Source organism: Siminovitchia jepli (assembly GCF_047228825.1).
Lineage (GTDB): Bacteria > Bacillota > Bacilli > Bacillales > Bacillaceae_C > Siminovitchia.
Window position 1 is genome coordinate 1 of sequence record NZ_JBFEGN010000022.1, and the last position, 16,543, is coordinate 16,543.

13 protein-coding genes are annotated in these 16,543 nt (G+C 41.5%); 11 read left to right on the top strand and 2 right to left on the bottom strand.

The annotated features are described in order from the left end of the window. Positions 1-1,114 precede the first annotated feature (1,114 nt). Positions 1,115-1,330, bottom strand: a complete 216-nt coding sequence (locus AB1L08_RS09875) for a VOC family protein (protein ID WP_413064486.1) — start codon at positions 1,328-1,330, stop codon at positions 1,115-1,117. Positions 1,331-1,684: 354 nt separating this feature from the next. Here AB1L08_RS09875 and AB1L08_RS09880 point away from each other — a divergent pair, with 354 nt between their 5' ends. The 10 genes from AB1L08_RS09880 to AB1L08_RS09925 all read left to right on the top strand — a co-directional run bounded on the left by AB1L08_RS09880 (position 1,685) and on the right by AB1L08_RS09925 (position 14,660). Beyond that, positions 1,685-2,458, top strand: a complete 774-nt coding sequence (locus AB1L08_RS09880) for an acetoin reductase (RefSeq protein WP_413064487.1) — start codon at positions 1,685-1,687, stop codon at positions 2,456-2,458. 821 nt (positions 2,459-3,279) lie between these two features. Further along, positions 3,280-4,704 (top strand): MDR family MFS transporter, encoded by a 1,425-nt coding sequence (locus tag AB1L08_RS09885; RefSeq protein WP_413064521.1) that lies wholly within the window; start codon positions 3,280-3,282, stop codon positions 4,702-4,704. A 404-nt stretch (positions 4,705-5,108) separates the two neighbouring features. Next, positions 5,109-6,206, top strand: coding sequence for an L-dopachrome tautomerase-related protein (locus AB1L08_RS09890; protein ID WP_413064488.1), 1,098 nt, complete (start codon positions 5,109-5,111; stop codon positions 6,204-6,206). Between the two features lie 249 nt (positions 6,207-6,455). Continuing rightward, positions 6,456-7,352 (top strand): SDR family oxidoreductase, encoded by an 897-nt coding sequence (locus AB1L08_RS09895; RefSeq protein WP_413064489.1) that lies wholly within the window; start codon positions 6,456-6,458, stop codon positions 7,350-7,352. A 474-nt stretch (positions 7,353-7,826) separates the two neighbouring features. Then, positions 7,827-8,948, top strand: a complete 1,122-nt coding sequence (locus AB1L08_RS09900; protein WP_413064490.1) for a C45 family autoproteolytic acyltransferase/hydrolase — start codon at positions 7,827-7,829, stop codon at positions 8,946-8,948. Positions 8,949-9,062: 114 nt separating this feature from the next. Continuing rightward, entirely contained in the window at positions 9,063-10,628 is a 1,566-nt protein-coding gene (locus AB1L08_RS09905) for an ABC transporter substrate-binding protein (protein WP_413064491.1), read from the top strand. Positions 10,629-10,730: 102 nt separating this feature from the next. Beyond that, entirely contained in the window at positions 10,731-11,681 is a 951-nt protein-coding gene (locus AB1L08_RS09910; RefSeq protein WP_413064492.1) for an ABC transporter permease, read from the top strand. A gap of 40 nt (positions 11,682-11,721) precedes the next feature. Further along, positions 11,722-12,666 carry an ABC transporter permease gene (locus AB1L08_RS09915; RefSeq protein WP_413064493.1) on the top strand — a complete coding sequence of 315 codons (945 nt, stop codon included), beginning with the start codon at positions 11,722-11,724 and terminating at the stop codon, positions 12,664-12,666. Then, a complete protein-coding gene (locus AB1L08_RS09920) occupies positions 12,659-13,678 on the top strand; it encodes an ABC transporter ATP-binding protein (protein WP_413064494.1) in 1,020 nt (339 codons plus the stop codon). The genes AB1L08_RS09915 and AB1L08_RS09920 overlap by 8 nt, the downstream gene beginning before the upstream one ends. After that, the gene (locus AB1L08_RS09925) at positions 13,656-14,660 is read left to right on the top strand and encodes an ABC transporter ATP-binding protein (protein ID WP_413064495.1); all 1,005 of its coding nucleotides are present in this window, start codon (positions 13,656-13,658) and stop codon (positions 14,658-14,660) included. The genes AB1L08_RS09920 and AB1L08_RS09925 overlap by 23 nt, the downstream gene beginning before the upstream one ends. 22 nt (positions 14,661-14,682) lie before the next feature. Here AB1L08_RS09925 and AB1L08_RS09930 read toward each other — a convergent pair whose 3' ends face one another. Beyond that, the gene (locus tag AB1L08_RS09930) at positions 14,683-15,534 is read right to left on the bottom strand and encodes a LysR family transcriptional regulator (protein WP_413064496.1); all 852 of its coding nucleotides are present in this window, start codon (positions 15,532-15,534) and stop codon (positions 14,683-14,685) included. Positions 15,535-15,920: 386 nt separating this feature from the next. Here AB1L08_RS09930 and AB1L08_RS09935 point away from each other — a divergent pair, with 386 nt between their 5' ends. After that, a complete protein-coding gene (locus AB1L08_RS09935) occupies positions 15,921-16,208 on the top strand; it encodes an Lrp/AsnC ligand binding domain-containing protein (RefSeq protein ID WP_413064497.1) in 288 nt (95 codons plus the stop codon). Positions 16,209-16,543 lie beyond the last annotated feature (335 nt).

Below are 16,543 nucleotides of genomic sequence, written 5' to 3' on the forward strand. Positions count from 1 at the left end.
ACCTCCCGAATTGATTTCTAAGAAGATTATCGCACGGATGACCTATGAACAGAATGTGGGTTTTATTTGACGCTTACGAAATACTGTAGTGACGAAGAGTCGCAGTGTTCATATTTACCCCTTCTTTCTTCATTTAGAGCCTGATAGAGATCATGGGAATCTCATACCGGTCTCTTTTGGAAAAATATTACCATTAATCGGTAATTAATTCAATATTTCGCCATATTCTGTATTCATTGAATATTCCTCATTAAGGAGGACGATTAAATACCTATTTTTTATGAGGTCAATTCGTAAAAAGATCTTTTTCTGGGGATTTAGTAATAATGTTGAGATTCTTTACGTATAAACCGGCTGCAAAGGGCCAGGAGGTATTTTTAGAGGTACGATTATTTTGAAACTTTTGGACTACTGCCGTGATCCGTAGCGAAAAGAATGACTACATGATGCCATCCTCTCAAGACCGGACTTGCTGTATAAAAGATAAAGTGATTGTAGTATAACGCCTTGATAAAACAAGGTAACGTTGTTCAAGTCTCGTCTTATAGTTAGATCTGCTGATCACTTTATATTCACTTGAAACATATTCGGCAGATGGGAATAGAGCGTGTTCAAAACCCTATTTTTCACAAAAAATAAAAATACACCTTTAGCAGAATATGGTAAAACGGAAGTATCAACACAACCAAAAATACCAATTTGCAATGGAAACCTCTGCAAATCCATGAGGAGAATAGTTTAATTTGAATTTGAATTATCCATATATGACGGATAACAGCAGTGAGAATAAACAGACAAACTGGAAAATGCCCTCCACCAATTCGGTGAAGGGATGAAGAAGAGTGGTTGATAGCCGATTTTCCTGCTGACACCGAAGCAATGAAGAGGGCAATAATATATCAGTGTTGATAAAGGGACATTCAATCAACAGAACGGCAGGCAGAACAATTCATCTAGGCAAATAAACTAATGAAATTGCCATCGGGGTCTTGAACGATCGCGTACCGTTGTCCCCAAACGGCAGCCCAGGGCTTGCGGTGTCCAATATATCAGTGGTCCATTATTTTTTTATACAAAATCAACTTCTTCGCCGCTTTTACACAGAAAAGCGAGTTCAATACGATGCCCTGCCGGCTCGCTTCCAGCCGCCATAAACTTCTTTAGCGAGTTCCTGTGTATCAAAGGCCAGCCGGACACCGTTTTGATCAACCTCAACGTGTATTTCCTTATCGGCATCCTCCGCGATGTCAAAGCCCAAAATGCGGTAAAAATCTAAAGCTCTTTTCATATCTTTTACAACGATTCCTACCATGTCTAATTTAATTCCCATACCTTCCATCTCCTATCATTGAAAATTTAAGAAGTCCATAACAAAAAACATCATAGTATTACGATTGTTTCCCCGCGACAAACGAACTCCCCATAAACTTCGGTATTCCAGGAGTGTATGGCATGCCGCTGAAAGAAGTTTAATCATAAATTTTCTAAAAAACCTGTAAAGACGAGCCGCATGATATTGGTTAGCACGCGCGCGCAAGCAAAATTTTTGTGAGAAAACATCGTATTTTTTATTCTGAAATAGTAAACAATAATAAAAATCTGTTTTACGATTGAGAATGACAATTTAGTTTCCGTTGTTCTTTGATAAAATATATTATAATTTTTTCACAAAAGGAGAATGATTATGAGCAAGGTAGCTATAGTTACTGGTTCTGCAGGCGGATTAGGAAGAGGTATAGCAGAGAGACTATGCAAGGATGGCTTTAGTGTTGTATTACATGATATAAATGAAGCATTACTAAATGAAACTGTTTCAGAATTCAAAGAAAAAAACTTTAATGTTTTCGGTGTTAAGGGGGATGTATCAAAACGTGAGGACCAATTCAATTTAGTTAAAGAGGCAGTAGATAAATTTGGTCATTTAGATGTTTTTGTTAATAATGCAGGTGTTGAGGCAGTTTCCCCATTCTTGGAAATTACAGAAGAACAGCTAAATAAATTATTCAAAATTAACGTTAATGGTGTTGTTTTTGGCACTCAAGCAGCCGCTGACCAATTTATTAAGCAAGAAACTAAAGGAAAAATCATTAATGCATGTAGTATAGCAGGCCACGAATCATATGAAATGCTTGGTACATATTCTGCGACTAAACATGCTGTTAAATCTTTCACACATTCAGCTGCTAAAGAATTAGCTAAATATAAAATTAGAGTAAATGCATATTGTCCTGGTGTTGCGAAAACAAAAATGTGGGATAGAATCGATGAGGAAATGGTTAAATATAACGATGATTTAAAACCAGGGGAAGCTTTTGAAAAATTCTCTTCTGAAATTGCTCTTAAAAGATATCAAACACCTGAAGATGTTGCTAATTTAGTATCATTCTTAGCTTCAGATGATTCAGATTATATTACTGGCCAAACTATAATAACTGATGGTGGTCTTGTTTATAGATAAATTAGATTATACTAAGGTCCAGCCAAGAAAAGAATCCATTTTGAAAAAAGATTGATCAAAGTGGATTCTTTTCTTTTTGAATGAACTTTTGTTTTATAAAAAAGTTTGATCACTTTCAAGGTGCCTAAAGTTGATTTTCGACTATAAATTTGTTTCTGATAGTGGGAGCCATGAATATTCATAAACGCTTTATTGTACAGTTTTTTTATCCAACTGATCCTTGTCTTCATCCTATTTTTCTTTATTTTATTGTCGTATGGTCAGCACAAATAAATACTCCCTGTCCGTTTATCACTAGCTCGTTTTATAGAATCTTTTATTTTTGGCCAGCGATGTTATGGGTTGTCGAAGCCGGTTATCCTTAAAAGGATAAAACAGCAGATATCTATATTCATCTGTAACTAAAAAATACCACAATCAGCACTTGACGTTTGCTGCGTGATTTGTATAGAATAAAGAGTACTTAAAACGGAAGGGTGAAAAGAGCACATGATTTTATAATCCTATTTCAAGAAAAAACATTGTTATGAACTATCTGCCGGATCTGTATGAATTGCGGATTCTGATTTGGGCATAAATGGTTTATAACGGTGCTTTTCTGAATAGGATTAGCCATGTGCTTTTATAGTTAAAAAGGGCGGAGTTTCTTTTTTGCTATATGGTGCCATTGCCTCCTATTCAGAGATGGATGGGAGGTTTTTTGTTTTTAGCTAAAAACTTTTCCATGCCAAGATGTTTGGAAAAAAATATATAGAAAAAGGAGTTCGGCATGCGTGGCAAGTAAGTATGAATTTTTATCAGAAGATCCAAATGTGAAAGTAATGCCTATTATGCTTTCATTAATCATTGGTGCCTTTTTTGCCATTTTAAATGAAACGCTATTAAATATTGCACTCACCACTTTAATGGATGAGTTTGGTGTATCCTTGCCGACAGTGCAGTGGATGGCGACCGGATTTATGTTGGTGATGGGAATTGTCATTCCTGTATCAGCTTTGTTGATGCAATGGTTTACGACGCGGCAAATGTTTTTGGGAACAATGATTGTATTCACAATTGGGACGGTCGTTTGTGCCGCCGCGCCTACTTTTAGTATTCTGTTGGTTGGCCGGTTATTTCAGGCCGTTGGGACCGGGCTTTTGACACCGATCATTTTTAATACATTTCTATTGCTGTATCCGCCTCACAGGCGTGGAGCGGTGATGGGAATTGTCGGCCTGGTGATCATGTTTGCGCCGGCGATTGGGCCTACGTTATCCGGGATTATTGTAGAATATTTGGGTTGGCGCTATTTATTTATTGCGGTCATTCCATTTTCTGTGTTTTCCATTGCGTTTGCTTATAAGTATTTAATGAACGTTTCGGAAGTTACAAAACCGAAAGTGGATGTATTGTCTATTGTGTATTCAACAGTCGGCGTGAGCGGTATTGTATTTGGTTTCAGCTCGGCAGGCGAGAGTGATGCCGGATTCCTTGCCCCGATTGTTTATCTGCCGATTGTTGTTGGGGCGGCAGCATTAATCTTGTTTTCTTTCCGGCAGTTGAAGCTTGATGAACCGCTGCTTGATCTGAGAGTATTTCGGTTTCCCATGTACACACTCGGGGTCATCCTGTTTTTGATTATTCTTATGGCGATGTTTTCTTCAGAAATTATATTGCCTATCTTTATGCAGGGGCCGTTGGCGTTGACGGCGGCGACCGCGGGTTTGGTTTTATTGCCGGGCAGTCTGTTAAGCGGGCTTTTGTCACCGGCCATGGGGCATCTATTTGATAAAATGGGACCGCGCAATCTGCTTATTCCCGGTACCATTTTATTATGTGCGACGATGTATATATTAAGTAAAATGGATCTGCAGACACCGATCTGGTTAATCGTTGTTTGTTATATGCTGCTCATGGTTTCGATATCAGCCATCATGATGCCTGCCGAAACAAATGGCCTTAACCAATTGCCAAAAAGATTGTACCCCCATGGGACGGCGATCATGACCACCTTGCAGCCGATTGCAGGTGCGATAGGTGTATCGGTATTTATTAGTCTCATGAATGCCAGGCAAGCTCATTTTCTGGAAAAAGCAGAGAACCCAACCCATCCGGCCACGATCAAAGCATCATTGGTGGCAGGTATTGAATTTGTCTATCTCATCGCTCTTGGCCTGTCGATTATCGCTTTGATCATGTCATTTTTTGTATACAAGGCAACCCCCAAAGAGGTGAAGGCTCTTGTATCGGAGGATTCGGAGTAGAGGGAGGAACTTGCAAACGGGCTGCTGAAATGAAAATCAAAAATGTAAACTGAACATTGAAGGGGGCGTCTTTGGGCGCCTCTTTTTGTAAAAAGCATAAAAATATGCGGGAGTGTCGATGTAAACGAAGGCCTGGGTTGAGGTAACAAAATGTGGATCGCGATATTTGTAAATAAGAGCGATGTTTAAAACAAAGTCCGGCGTTTACAGCAAAGATGCGAAGTTTCACCCTTTGGATATGCATGTCCGAAGGGTCTTTTTGTGGTAGAACCGATAGTTAGGATTTGGATTTTAAGTTAAAAACAAAAAATTGAATAGAAAAGCTCATTAAGAACCAGGCACTTGCGGAAACTTTCATCATAATATAGGTGATATACCGTTTTGCGGTTGTTGAGGAGGATATCATGAAACCTTTGCTTCCTATTGAAAAATATTATGGTCATTTAGAACTGGTTTATCCATTTTATGGGGCTATGCCTACAGGGGTTAGTGTGTCAGAAACCGGTCGTATTTTTATTTGCTTTCCGAAATGGGGAGACGACGTTGCATTTACGGTGGCGGAAATAGTTGGGGGTAAATTGCTGCCTTACCCCAGTTTAGAAACCAATGTGGTGGACCCGGGAAATATGACAATGTCTTTCATCAGTGTTCAAAGTATTGTGGCTGATGGAAGGGGAACGCTTTGGGTATTGGATACAGCGGCACCCAATTTTTCTGAACCGATTAAAGGGGGAGCAAAATTAGTCGCTGTTGATTTAAAAACCGATACAATCAGAAAAGTATATACCTTTCCAGAAGATGTGGTCCTTCCAACAACGTATCTGAATGATGTCCGTTTTGACTTTCGTGTTGGAAAAGCAGGTTATGCCTATATTACGGATTCTTCTTCCAAAGGACCAGGAGCTATTATCGTCGTGGATTTAGAAAGTGGCACCGCGTTTAGACGGTTAAATGGAGCAAAACCAACTTCACCCGATCCTTATTTTTTACCGAAAGTAGAAGGTGCCATATTGATGAATCGAAACAAGGATGGCTCAACTTCTCCCTATAGAGGGGCGTCTGATGGTATTGCGATTTCCCCCGATGGAAAGATTTTATTTTTTTGTCCACTCACCAGCCGTCATCTGTTCTCGATTTCAACAGCAGCCCTGCGGGACAGAACGATACCGGATATAGATTTACTTTATCATGTGGCGTATTGGGGAGAAAAAGGTGCGTCTGATGGAATGATCACCGATGCAAAAGGAAACGTTTATGCCGGAGATTATGAAAACAACAGCATTCGAAAAATATTGCCGAATGGCATCATGGAAACCATCGCACATGATCCGAGAATTTTATGGCCGGATACTTTTTCAATTGGTCCCGATCGATACTTATATGTCATTGTAAACCAATTACATCGGCAGGCAAGATTTCATTATGGAAAAGACCTGAGACAAAAACCTTATAGTCTACTGCGTATGAAAATCGATGAATTACCTGCTCCTACTTTTTCGTAATAATAACCGATCATTTTATTACAAAGTATTACCTTTTGTTGGGATCCGGAGCAAAAACAATGATGACTGTTCTTCGGATTGTTTTTAACCATATCGCATTATGTTGGAGTGGATTGCGCTTTCTCACGTTCATTTAACAAAGATGTATCATAGTCGACGGTTTTACCAATGGTACCGGCTTGCCGCAATAAAAGTCCATTAACATTAATGATTAGGCCGAATACCCTAAAAATAAAAAGAGGTGGTAAGATGGATTCAAAGCCTTCCTATGGAACAGAAATAAAATGCGAAGAGGTTTCAATTGCCTTTCCACCCCAACACCAGGCCAGACAGCCGGGATTGGAATATTTAATGATTCCCCGACCGATCTATGACAATCCTCACTATATTGGAACGGGAAAAATGAAGGACCGGGTGGCCATCATCAGCGGTGGCGACAGCGGGATTGGCAGAGCGGTGGCGGTAGCTTTTGCGAAGGAAGGAGCGGATTTGGTACTTGCCTATTTTGACGAGCATGCAGATGCGATGGAAACAAAGCAGGCCATTGAGCAATTGGGCCAACGATGTCTTTTGGTTCCGGGCGATTTGCGCAGTAAAGCTCACTGTAAGGATGTGATCTCCCGTACGCTCGATACGTTTGGTAAAATAGATGTTCTTGTCAATAATTTAGCAGTTCAATTTATTCAAAATCGTTTTTTGGATATAAGCGACGAACAGTGGCATACAACATTTGACACAAATATCCATCCTTTTTTTTATATGACAAAGGCGGCGCTGCCTCATATGACTGCAGGAGGCAGTATCATTAATACAGCTTCTATTAATGCCTATGTTGGCCGGAAGGATTTGATCGATTATACGGCGACGAAAGGAGCGATTGTGAGCTTTACACGGGCCCTTGCAAACAACATCGTCGACCAGGGAATTCGGGTGAACGCTGTTGCTCCCGGCCCGATTTGGACGCCGCTGATTCCTGCGACCTTTTCACCTGAAATGGTTAAAACATTTGGGAACGAAGTGCCAATGAAACGGGCCGGCCAGCCATACGAACTGGCCCCTGTCTATGTGTTGCTTGCTTCAAGTGACGGTTCTTATATCACGGGACAGACCATTCATGTTAACGGTGGAGGTTTTGTTGCTTCTTGAGACTCTGCGGCTAAAGCCGCAAGCCCTGCACTTGTGGTATGACGGGCGGGATTCTTGCCATGGCTCAGTGTTCGCCATTCATCTCTGCTTTGAACAGGCTGCAAGATGAGGTATCTCATTATCCCTTCCACGACAAATCATCCATGGCAAACATGCGACATATATCCACGGAAGGATCGGCTTGGTCCAGCCCAACGATAATATAGAGCAAAAAGATTCGTGGGCCGCGATAATGCTATTTTTGGTATCAGTCTTTTCTATAGAAATAGGAGGATTTTACCAATAACCCGGAACAAAAGATCATATTCCATGTTGGGGGAGGCGTCAATATCCATTGAGATATTGGCGTTTTTTATTCTGATATCACTTTGTTAAATTTTATTTAATATATTATTAAAATACTTCAAATATACTTAACAAACCTGTCAGGTTATAATTTTTTATATCATTATTTCATACATACAGGAGGTTTCAATGAACAACAAGGAAGCGGTCATAAACAAACGATCTCATAAAAGATTTCCTTTTTATCGATTTAAAGGAACGCATTATGAAATTGGCCTGCAGCATGGTGAAGCATGCAGGGATTTGATTGAACGTCATCTAGAACTCGCGCTTGAAAGGCTGCAAAAGCAACATGATATATCTTTACCGGACATTTTGGAAGAAACGCTTCAATATAGAAAGTTTGTGCAGGAATATTCTCCTTTCCTGGATGATGAAATTGCCGGGATCGCCAAAGGAGCCAATATTTCCCTTGAAGAAGCCTATCTACTCCAAGTAAGGGCGGAAATTAATCGCTATTTTAAAGCGGAGAATGAGTGTACGACGTTTGCGGTGGCCCCCGAGTCAACAAAGGACGGATCGACGATCATTGGCCAAAATGCGGATCTTCCGGCATTTTATTCCTCGGTGGCGATTGTAAATGAAGTTGAACCGGAAGGAGGGAAAGCGACGCTCATGCTGACGCCCGCGGGTCAGGTATCCTATATTGGCATTAATCATGCGGGGATGGGTGTGTTTGCCAATTTCCTGGAATGCGAGGGATGGAGAAAAGGGTATCCGCGTTATATGTTTTCGAGACTGGCTTTGACGCATGCTTCCGTGGAAGAAGCCGTTCAAACCATTCGAAATCTTCCGCGTGCTTCCTCCCGCAATTTAATCATGTCCGATCAAAACGGGGTGATCTCCAACCTGGAAACAACGGTTACGAAAGACGCTCTTCTGAAGCCGGAAAACGGAATGCTGGCTCATGCCAATCATTATCTATCAGACAAATTAAGCAACGAAGAGCGGTCGAAAGGATTTCTTTTGAATAACTCCAAAATCAGGCAACAGCGGATGGAGGAATTATTAAAAGAGAAGCAAGGCGAGATTACCGTGGAGGCCATGAAAGAGATCCTGCGGGACCGGGAAAATTATCCGAACTGTTTATGCCAAGTTCCCGGGGATGAGAGCATGCAGGCACCTGGGGACAGCGGCGGTGATATCGTTACGTTTGCATCGGTCATCGCGGAACCTGAAATGGGCAGAATGTGGATTGCCATGGGACCGCCGAATGAATATGAGTATCATCTTTATTCATTTACACGTTAATCAAGGATAAACAATTTGAGGGTGGTGATGTTTACAGCTTCAGGCTAATACACTGCCGCCCATTCGAGAAAAAATGTATTCGTTTGCAGCCAGACTAAAAAAGGGGATGAAATCATGAGAGTTGGAAAATTGTTATGGGTAATATGTATTTTATCAATATTTGCCTTTGTAGCCGGATGTAAATCGGATGATACAAAATCAACGGCCGGCTCCGATAAAGGTGGAGAATTGATTGTAGCATACCCGAGTCAGCCGCCATCATTGGATACGCATACCAATACGACGACTGCTACATCAAATATAGCCAAAAATATTTTTGAGACTTTAGTTACGATGGATGCCAATTACGGAGTGCAGCCAATGCTTGCGGACTCCTGGGAATTAAAAGAGGATGGCCGCGTGATAGAGTTTAAACTGCGAGAGGGCGTCAAATTTCATAACGGTGAGCCGATGACGGCAAATGACGTCGTTGTTTCCATGAACCGGTGGCTGGAAAACTCGAGTTCCGCAGCAGAAACGTTTGAGGAAGCGTCTTTTTCCGAGATTGATGATCATACGGTTAAACTGGAAATGTCCAAGCCGACTTCAACCGCTTTGGTTGTGCTGGCTTATTCCGGAGGTGAGTTGGCAAGCATCATGCCGGCTTCTGTCATTGAAAACATGGAGGGAGACAAGTTAACGGAATATATCGGTACCGGTCCTTTCAAATTTGAATCCTGGGAGCAGGATCAACAAATTCATTTGACAAAATATGAAGAATATGCGAGCCGCGAAGAACCGGCAGATGGCCTGGCCGGGAAAAAAGAAGCGCTTGTGGATGATTTGTATTTTAAATTTGTGGCTGATTCTTCCACTCGGCTTGCCGGGATCCAGTCCGGAGAATATGATGTGGCCCACACCATCCCATATGACAGTACCGATCAACTGAAAAATAATCCAAACGTCAAATTATACTCTTCGCCGAATACGATCCTGAATATTTATTTCAACAAAAAGAAAGGATTATTTTCAAATCAGTCCGCAAGGGATGCGCTTGCAACAGGCATTGATAAAGAAGCCATTTTAAAAGCATCTTTTGGCGACCCGGAAAATTATGAAAAAACCCACCATATGATGATGTACCATCAGGAAGGCCAGTGGAACAGTGATATCGGGAAAGATGAATATAACATACATGATGTCAATAAAGCGAAAGAACTGTTTAAAGAAGCAGGCTATAACGGGGAAACACTTACGATCATGGCTACCAGGGATTATGAATATGTGTACAGCTCTGCGGTTGTTTTGCAGGAACAATTAAAGCAAATGGGAATAAATGCAGAAATAGAAGTATACGATTGGCCAACATTTGTAGATAAACGCGAAGATCCGGACAATTATGATATTACGGTCATTCCCAATACCGCGAAGCCGGAACCATCTTCTCTGGCATTTATGAGGTCCGATTTTACCGGTTGGACAGACAGTGATGAATTGGAGACGTTATTGGAGGACTTCCGCAGGGCGCCTTCGTTGGAAGAAGCACAAAAGAAATATAACGATTTACAAGCCTGGTTTATTGATTATAAGCCGGTTGTTAAGATCGGTGATGTCAATTCCATTTATGCGTCAAGGGATAATATATCGGAAATCGCATATGTAGATGGCGCCATTTATTGGAATGTCAAGAAATCTAATTAATGGTTTTTAAAAAAACTATATAATCAAAGAGGGCCCCGATTGCCGCCGATGAATATGTGGAAAAGATCGGGGTAACTTTTTGAAAGTTTGGGGGGACAGACTTTGTGGTCATATATATTCAAACGAATTTTATCTCTCATACCAATCCTTTTCATCGTGTCCCTAGTGATATTTTTTATTATTCATTTAACACCTGGTGATCCCGTTTCCTATATGCTGGGCGATGAAGCAACAGAAGAACAGATTGAAAACGCCCGCGAAGAGCTCGGTTTAAATCTGCCTTTATATCAACAATATTTTCATTGGATTATCAATGTCCTGAAGGGGGACTTTGGTGTCTCATTTCATATGAACACGACCGTTTTGGATGCCATCATGAGTCATGTCGGCCCTACATTGTCCCTTGCTGTTTTTGCCCAGATTATTGCCTTATTCATAGCAATCCCGCTAGGAATCATTGCTGCAATTAAAAGGGGAACGGCTGTAGATCAGGCGGTGATGGGATTGTCGTTATTGGGAATGGCCGTTCCCAGTTTTCTTTTGGCGCTATTTCTGGTGTTGTTGATTGGCGTTCATTTGCAATGGCTGCCAGTTGCGGGATATCAACCATTGGCCAGCGGGCTTTGGAATCATTTGCAGTATTTAATCCTGCCAGCTATTTCTTTGGGTTCCATTCAAGCCGCCCTTATTGCCAGAATGACGCGCTCCTCCATGCTGGAGGTATTGAATAATAACTATATTCATATGGCCCGTTCAAAAGGGGTCAGTGAAAGAAAAGTGATATACAGTCATGCACTTCACAATGCGTTTCTCCCTATATTAACGGTCATTGGACAGACATTTGGCGCATTGGTGACCGGAGCAGTAATTACAGAAACCATTTTTAACATACCCGGATTGGGGCAACTGATCATTAACTCAGTGGAAAGAAGAGATTATACGGTCATACAAGGAATCGTTCTTTTTGTTACTTTCATATACGTTATGCTTAATCTGTTAATAGATTTGCTGTATGGTGTCGTGGATCCGCGAGTCCGTCTGGACGAAAAATAATACTTCTTATTATTTCTTTATGTAACAGGGGGCATAAATTTTGAAAGGATCAGAGGCAAAAGAAATTTTAATTGAAACAAGAAAAAAGTTGATCAATGAACAACGGTCTCTTTTAAAAAGGCGCTTTTTTTCAAACAGCTCAATGATGATAGGGTTAATAATCTTAACTTTTTTAATCATTTTATGTTTGGCAGGCCCTGCTATTACCAACTATACGCCCTTTGAAATGGACGTGGATAAAAGATTAAAAGGCCCGGATTCATCCTATCTGCTCGGGACTGATAATTACGGAAGAGATTTAATGACGAGGATCATTTATGGTGCACGTGTTTCAATGGGAGTAGGTTTTATCGTTGCTTCCATTACCTCTATTCTGGGAATCATCATGGGGTTATATGCCAGCTATTACAAGGCATTGGATCATATTCTCATGAGAATAAGCGACGGGTTGATCGCCATCCCGGGGATTTTATTCGCTATTGCATTAATGGCGGCTCTAGGACCTCGAACAGAAAATGTTGTGATCGCCTTGAGTATTGTATTTACACCTTATGTAGCGCGTGTAGTCCGATCAGCGGCTTTAGTTGTGAAAGAGCAAACGTATATAGAGGCAATGAAAGCCCAAGGTGCCAGCTCCACACGTATCATTTGGCTGCATATGGCACCCAATGTATTATCCCCGCTCATTGTGCAGGCCACATTCATTTTTGCAGATACCATTATTACGGAGGCGGGCCTAAGCTTTCTGGGGGCCGGAGTTCCAACACCGAATCCAAGCTGGGGAAACATTTTGTATGATGGCAAACTGGTCATATTCAATGCATGGTGGATGACAGTTTTTCCAGGGATGATGATTATCTTGTCTGTTATCGGACTGAATCTTTTAGGCGATGGGATAAGAGATATCATGGACCCGCATTATAAAAAAATCAGCTTTAAAAAGGCATATAAATTAAAGCTTCAAAGGGGGGAGAAGGATGACTGAAACTCTTTTAAAGCTGGACAATTTAAAAACCCATTTTTATACAGAAAGAGGCATGGTAACTGCGGTTGATGGTATTTCTTTTCAAGTGGACAAAGGAGAAATCATCGGGCTTGTTGGAGAATCCGGCTGCGGAAAAAGCGTGACGATCCAATCCATTCTCAGATTGTTTGATGAAAGAACTGTTGCCTATGAAGGGGCAGTGAATTATAAAGGGAAAAACCTTTTGACATATGACAAAAGAGAAATGCAGCATATCCGGGGCAATGAAATTTCAATGATTTTTCAGGATCCGTTAAGTTCTTTAAATCCTGTTCAAACGATCGGACGGCAAATCTCGGAGCCAATCAGGATTCATCAAAAATTGTCCAAAAAGGCTGCGAAAGAGGAAGCCGTCAAGTTGTTACGGCTGGTGGGAATCCCAAATCCCGAGGCAAGAGTCGATGAGTACCCGCATCAGCTTTCCGGGGGAATGCGCCAAAGAGCGATGATTGCCGTTGCCCTGGCTTGCAAGCCTTCATTATTGCTGGCTGATGAACCGACTACGGCATTGGACGTGACGATTCAATCCCAAATTTTGAATTTAATGAAGGATTTGAATGAAGAACTGGATATGGGTGTGATTTTTATTACCCATGACCTCGGTGTGGTCGCGGAACTGTGTTCGAGGGTCATTGTCATGTATTTGGGTGAGATCGTAGAAGAAGCCAGCATCCGGGAGTTGTTTACCCGGCCTTTGCACCCTTATACGCAGGGTTTGATCAAATCCATTCCAGCAATGGACGGTGACCGTTCCGAAGAGTTATATGTCATTAAAGGTACCGTTCCGTCGTTGACTCAAGTTCCAAAGGGGTGCCGCTTTGCCAACCGGTGCTTGTATGCAAATGAACAATGTTTTGCAGCTCCTCCGCCAACATATGTTGAAACCGATTCTCAGAAAGTGAAATGCTGGCGCTATAAGGAAATCCAGGAAAGCAAGGAGGCAGATCCTCGTGAAATTGCAGGCGCGAAATGAAAGTAAAAAGAATAAACTGCTGGAAGTGAAACATTTAAAAAAACACTTTCCTGTCAAACGGGGATTGTTACACATTGGAAAGAAACCATTATCGGTCAAAGCCGTGAATCACGTTACTTTTCATATTTATGAAGGGGAAACCTACGGGCTTGTTGGTGAATCGGGATGTGGAAAAAGCACGGTTGGACGGTCATTGCTGAGATTGATCGAGCCGAGCGGCGGGCAGGTCCTTTATGAGGGGCAGGATATTTTGACTGCCTCCAAAAAGCATATGCAACATATCCGCCAAGAAGTGCAAATGGTATTTCAAGACCCGTATTCCTCGCTGAATCCCCGGAAAAGGATTGGAAAAATTATCGAAGAGCCATTAATTATTCATAAACTGGGGGCCGCGGATGAGCGCTCCGACATTGTGATGGAAACCCTGAGCAAGGTAGGCCTGCAATTGGAGCATTATTACCGGTATCCGCATGAGTTTTCAGGGGGACAAAGGCAAAGAATCGGGCTTGCCAGGGCACTGGTGTTAAATCCGAAACTCCTGATTATGGATGAGCCTGTTTCAGCTCTTGACGTATCGATTCAATCACAAGTCATTAACTTGCTGAAAAAATTACAACAAGACATGTCATTGGGCTATTTGTTTATCTCTCACGACATGAGCGTGGTTCGCTATATGGCCGATCGAATCGGTGTGATGTATTTGGGTGAATTGGTAGAGGAGGCGCCTACAGATGAACTATTTGCCAGTCCGATGCACCCGTATACGAAAGCTCTGCTCTCGGCAGTCCCTGCCCCAAATATTGGCCGAAAAAAAGAACAAATCATACTGAAGGGAGAATTGCCCTCCCCGATGAATCCGCCGACAGGCTGCAAATTTCATACGAGATGTCCCTTTGCGGAAAAAGAGTGTAAACAAACCGTTCCCAATAAGCAAAAAATATCCGATAATCATTATGTTGCCTGTCATTTATATCAACCATAGTGCCGGAAGAGAAACCGCTTCGTCATAAAGGCGGCGAGGACTGAAAGTATTCAATGAGTTTTTTGACAATCACGAGTTCTTTGGATTCATTGCTGCACATGAGCCATGTGTTGATGGTCATGGGAGTCCCATCTTTATACATGATGTTTTGCTGAAAAAATTCATCTTGATCATTCAGGAATATACTTGGAATGATCGCGTAGCCGTATCCAACCTTGGCCAAAGCTTTAACCGTTTCATAGTCATCGATTTCCGTATGGATCAGTGGAGGGGCATCAAAATGCTCAAACCACCATGCCTCAATTCTCTTGTTAAAATTGGATGGGTACTTATAGTGGATCCGGGGAACTTGCGGCAAATCTTTGAACTCGATTTTGTCTTTGGAGATCATGCAAATATTCTCGGTCTCAATCAGATATTTGTACCCTGGCCAGTTGAATTCACCGCGCACGATACCAAGGTGGATTTTTTCAGTCGCAAGCAACTGAAAGATTTCCTTGGTTAATCCTGCATTCAGGTGGATTTTTACCTGGGGGTACATATTAAGAAAATATTTCAAAATTTCAGGAAGGCGATACCTTGCATAAATCGTTGAAGCGCCGATTCTCAATGTTGCATTGATATCCAGGAGGTAGTCCTTCAACATTTGTAATTCTGTTATTTTTTTATTGGCATATTGGACCAAGTGTTCACCTTCCGGCGTGAAATATATTTGTTTGCCATTTTTTCTTAAAAGGGGAACCCCAAACTCCTGCTCCAATTGTTGAATTCGATACGTCAGGGCAGGCGGTGTAATAAACAATCTTTTGGCAGCCCGCCCCAGGTTCATCTCTTCTGATACATATTTTAATAAATAGTAATCTTTTTCATCCATGCATATCACTCTTTTTTGTCGGGAACCAAATATTTCGGTTCACTTCTATTTATAGAATACTTTATCATTTCGCTTTCTCATTTCAAAGTCCCAGCCCCCGTATTACCGTGATGTATCCGAAAGCAAAAAGCTGCATACTGGCTTTATTTTGTTGAGCCAAGGCCAAAGTGTTCGAAAACCGTTGCCCAGCACCGGAAATCATCACAACAAATACGATTAACATAAAAAGCTGTGAAAACCAGTAGAAAAAAATGCCAAGATAATGACCGCAAAAATATATAAAAACGTCTTTTGAATCAAACCGCCCCAGTGTAGCGGAACGTTTAAAACGGCTTCAAGAAAAGGGGATCATTGAAGGTTTTTATGCCAGGGTTCCTCCTGCAGCAGTGGGAAGAAAGTTATTGGTGATGATTGAATTATGTGACATACGGTCATCCCTGAATGAAATTGAACGAGTCATTGCCAGCGTGCCAGATGTGATCGAGTGTCATCGGGCGACAGGGCATGTCCATTACTATATAAAAGCCGCTTTAAATGGAATGGATGAACTGACGCGATTAATTGAAAGTTTAGTCCCATATGGCAATACCAGAACCTCTATCCTTTTGAGCACGCCCGTAGAAAGACGCGTTATATTACCCAGTGAAGAGTATGATGATTCAACTATGGAATAAAAGTGAAAAGGGCTGTAAAAAGTCAATTTAGAGTGACTTTTTACAGCCCCTTCTTTGTTTACCATTCGGGCATTATGGCTCATGACGAGGATTTGTTTGATTGTTGTGACTTGATCTATGGTCAAAGGGGAGGAACCGTTTTAGCTATGGTACTGTTTTATACACCTAAGGGTGGCGAGGAAATACCGGTAGGAACACTTTATTAAAATCGATTAACGAATATAAAAAGCATGTCAGTTGCAGTATTTAAACATGAAAAAACAAAGGAGTGAAATTAAATGCCGAAGGAGTCGCAGCCGATGGATGGAGGAAAATGCTGTTCATAAGGAGATTTT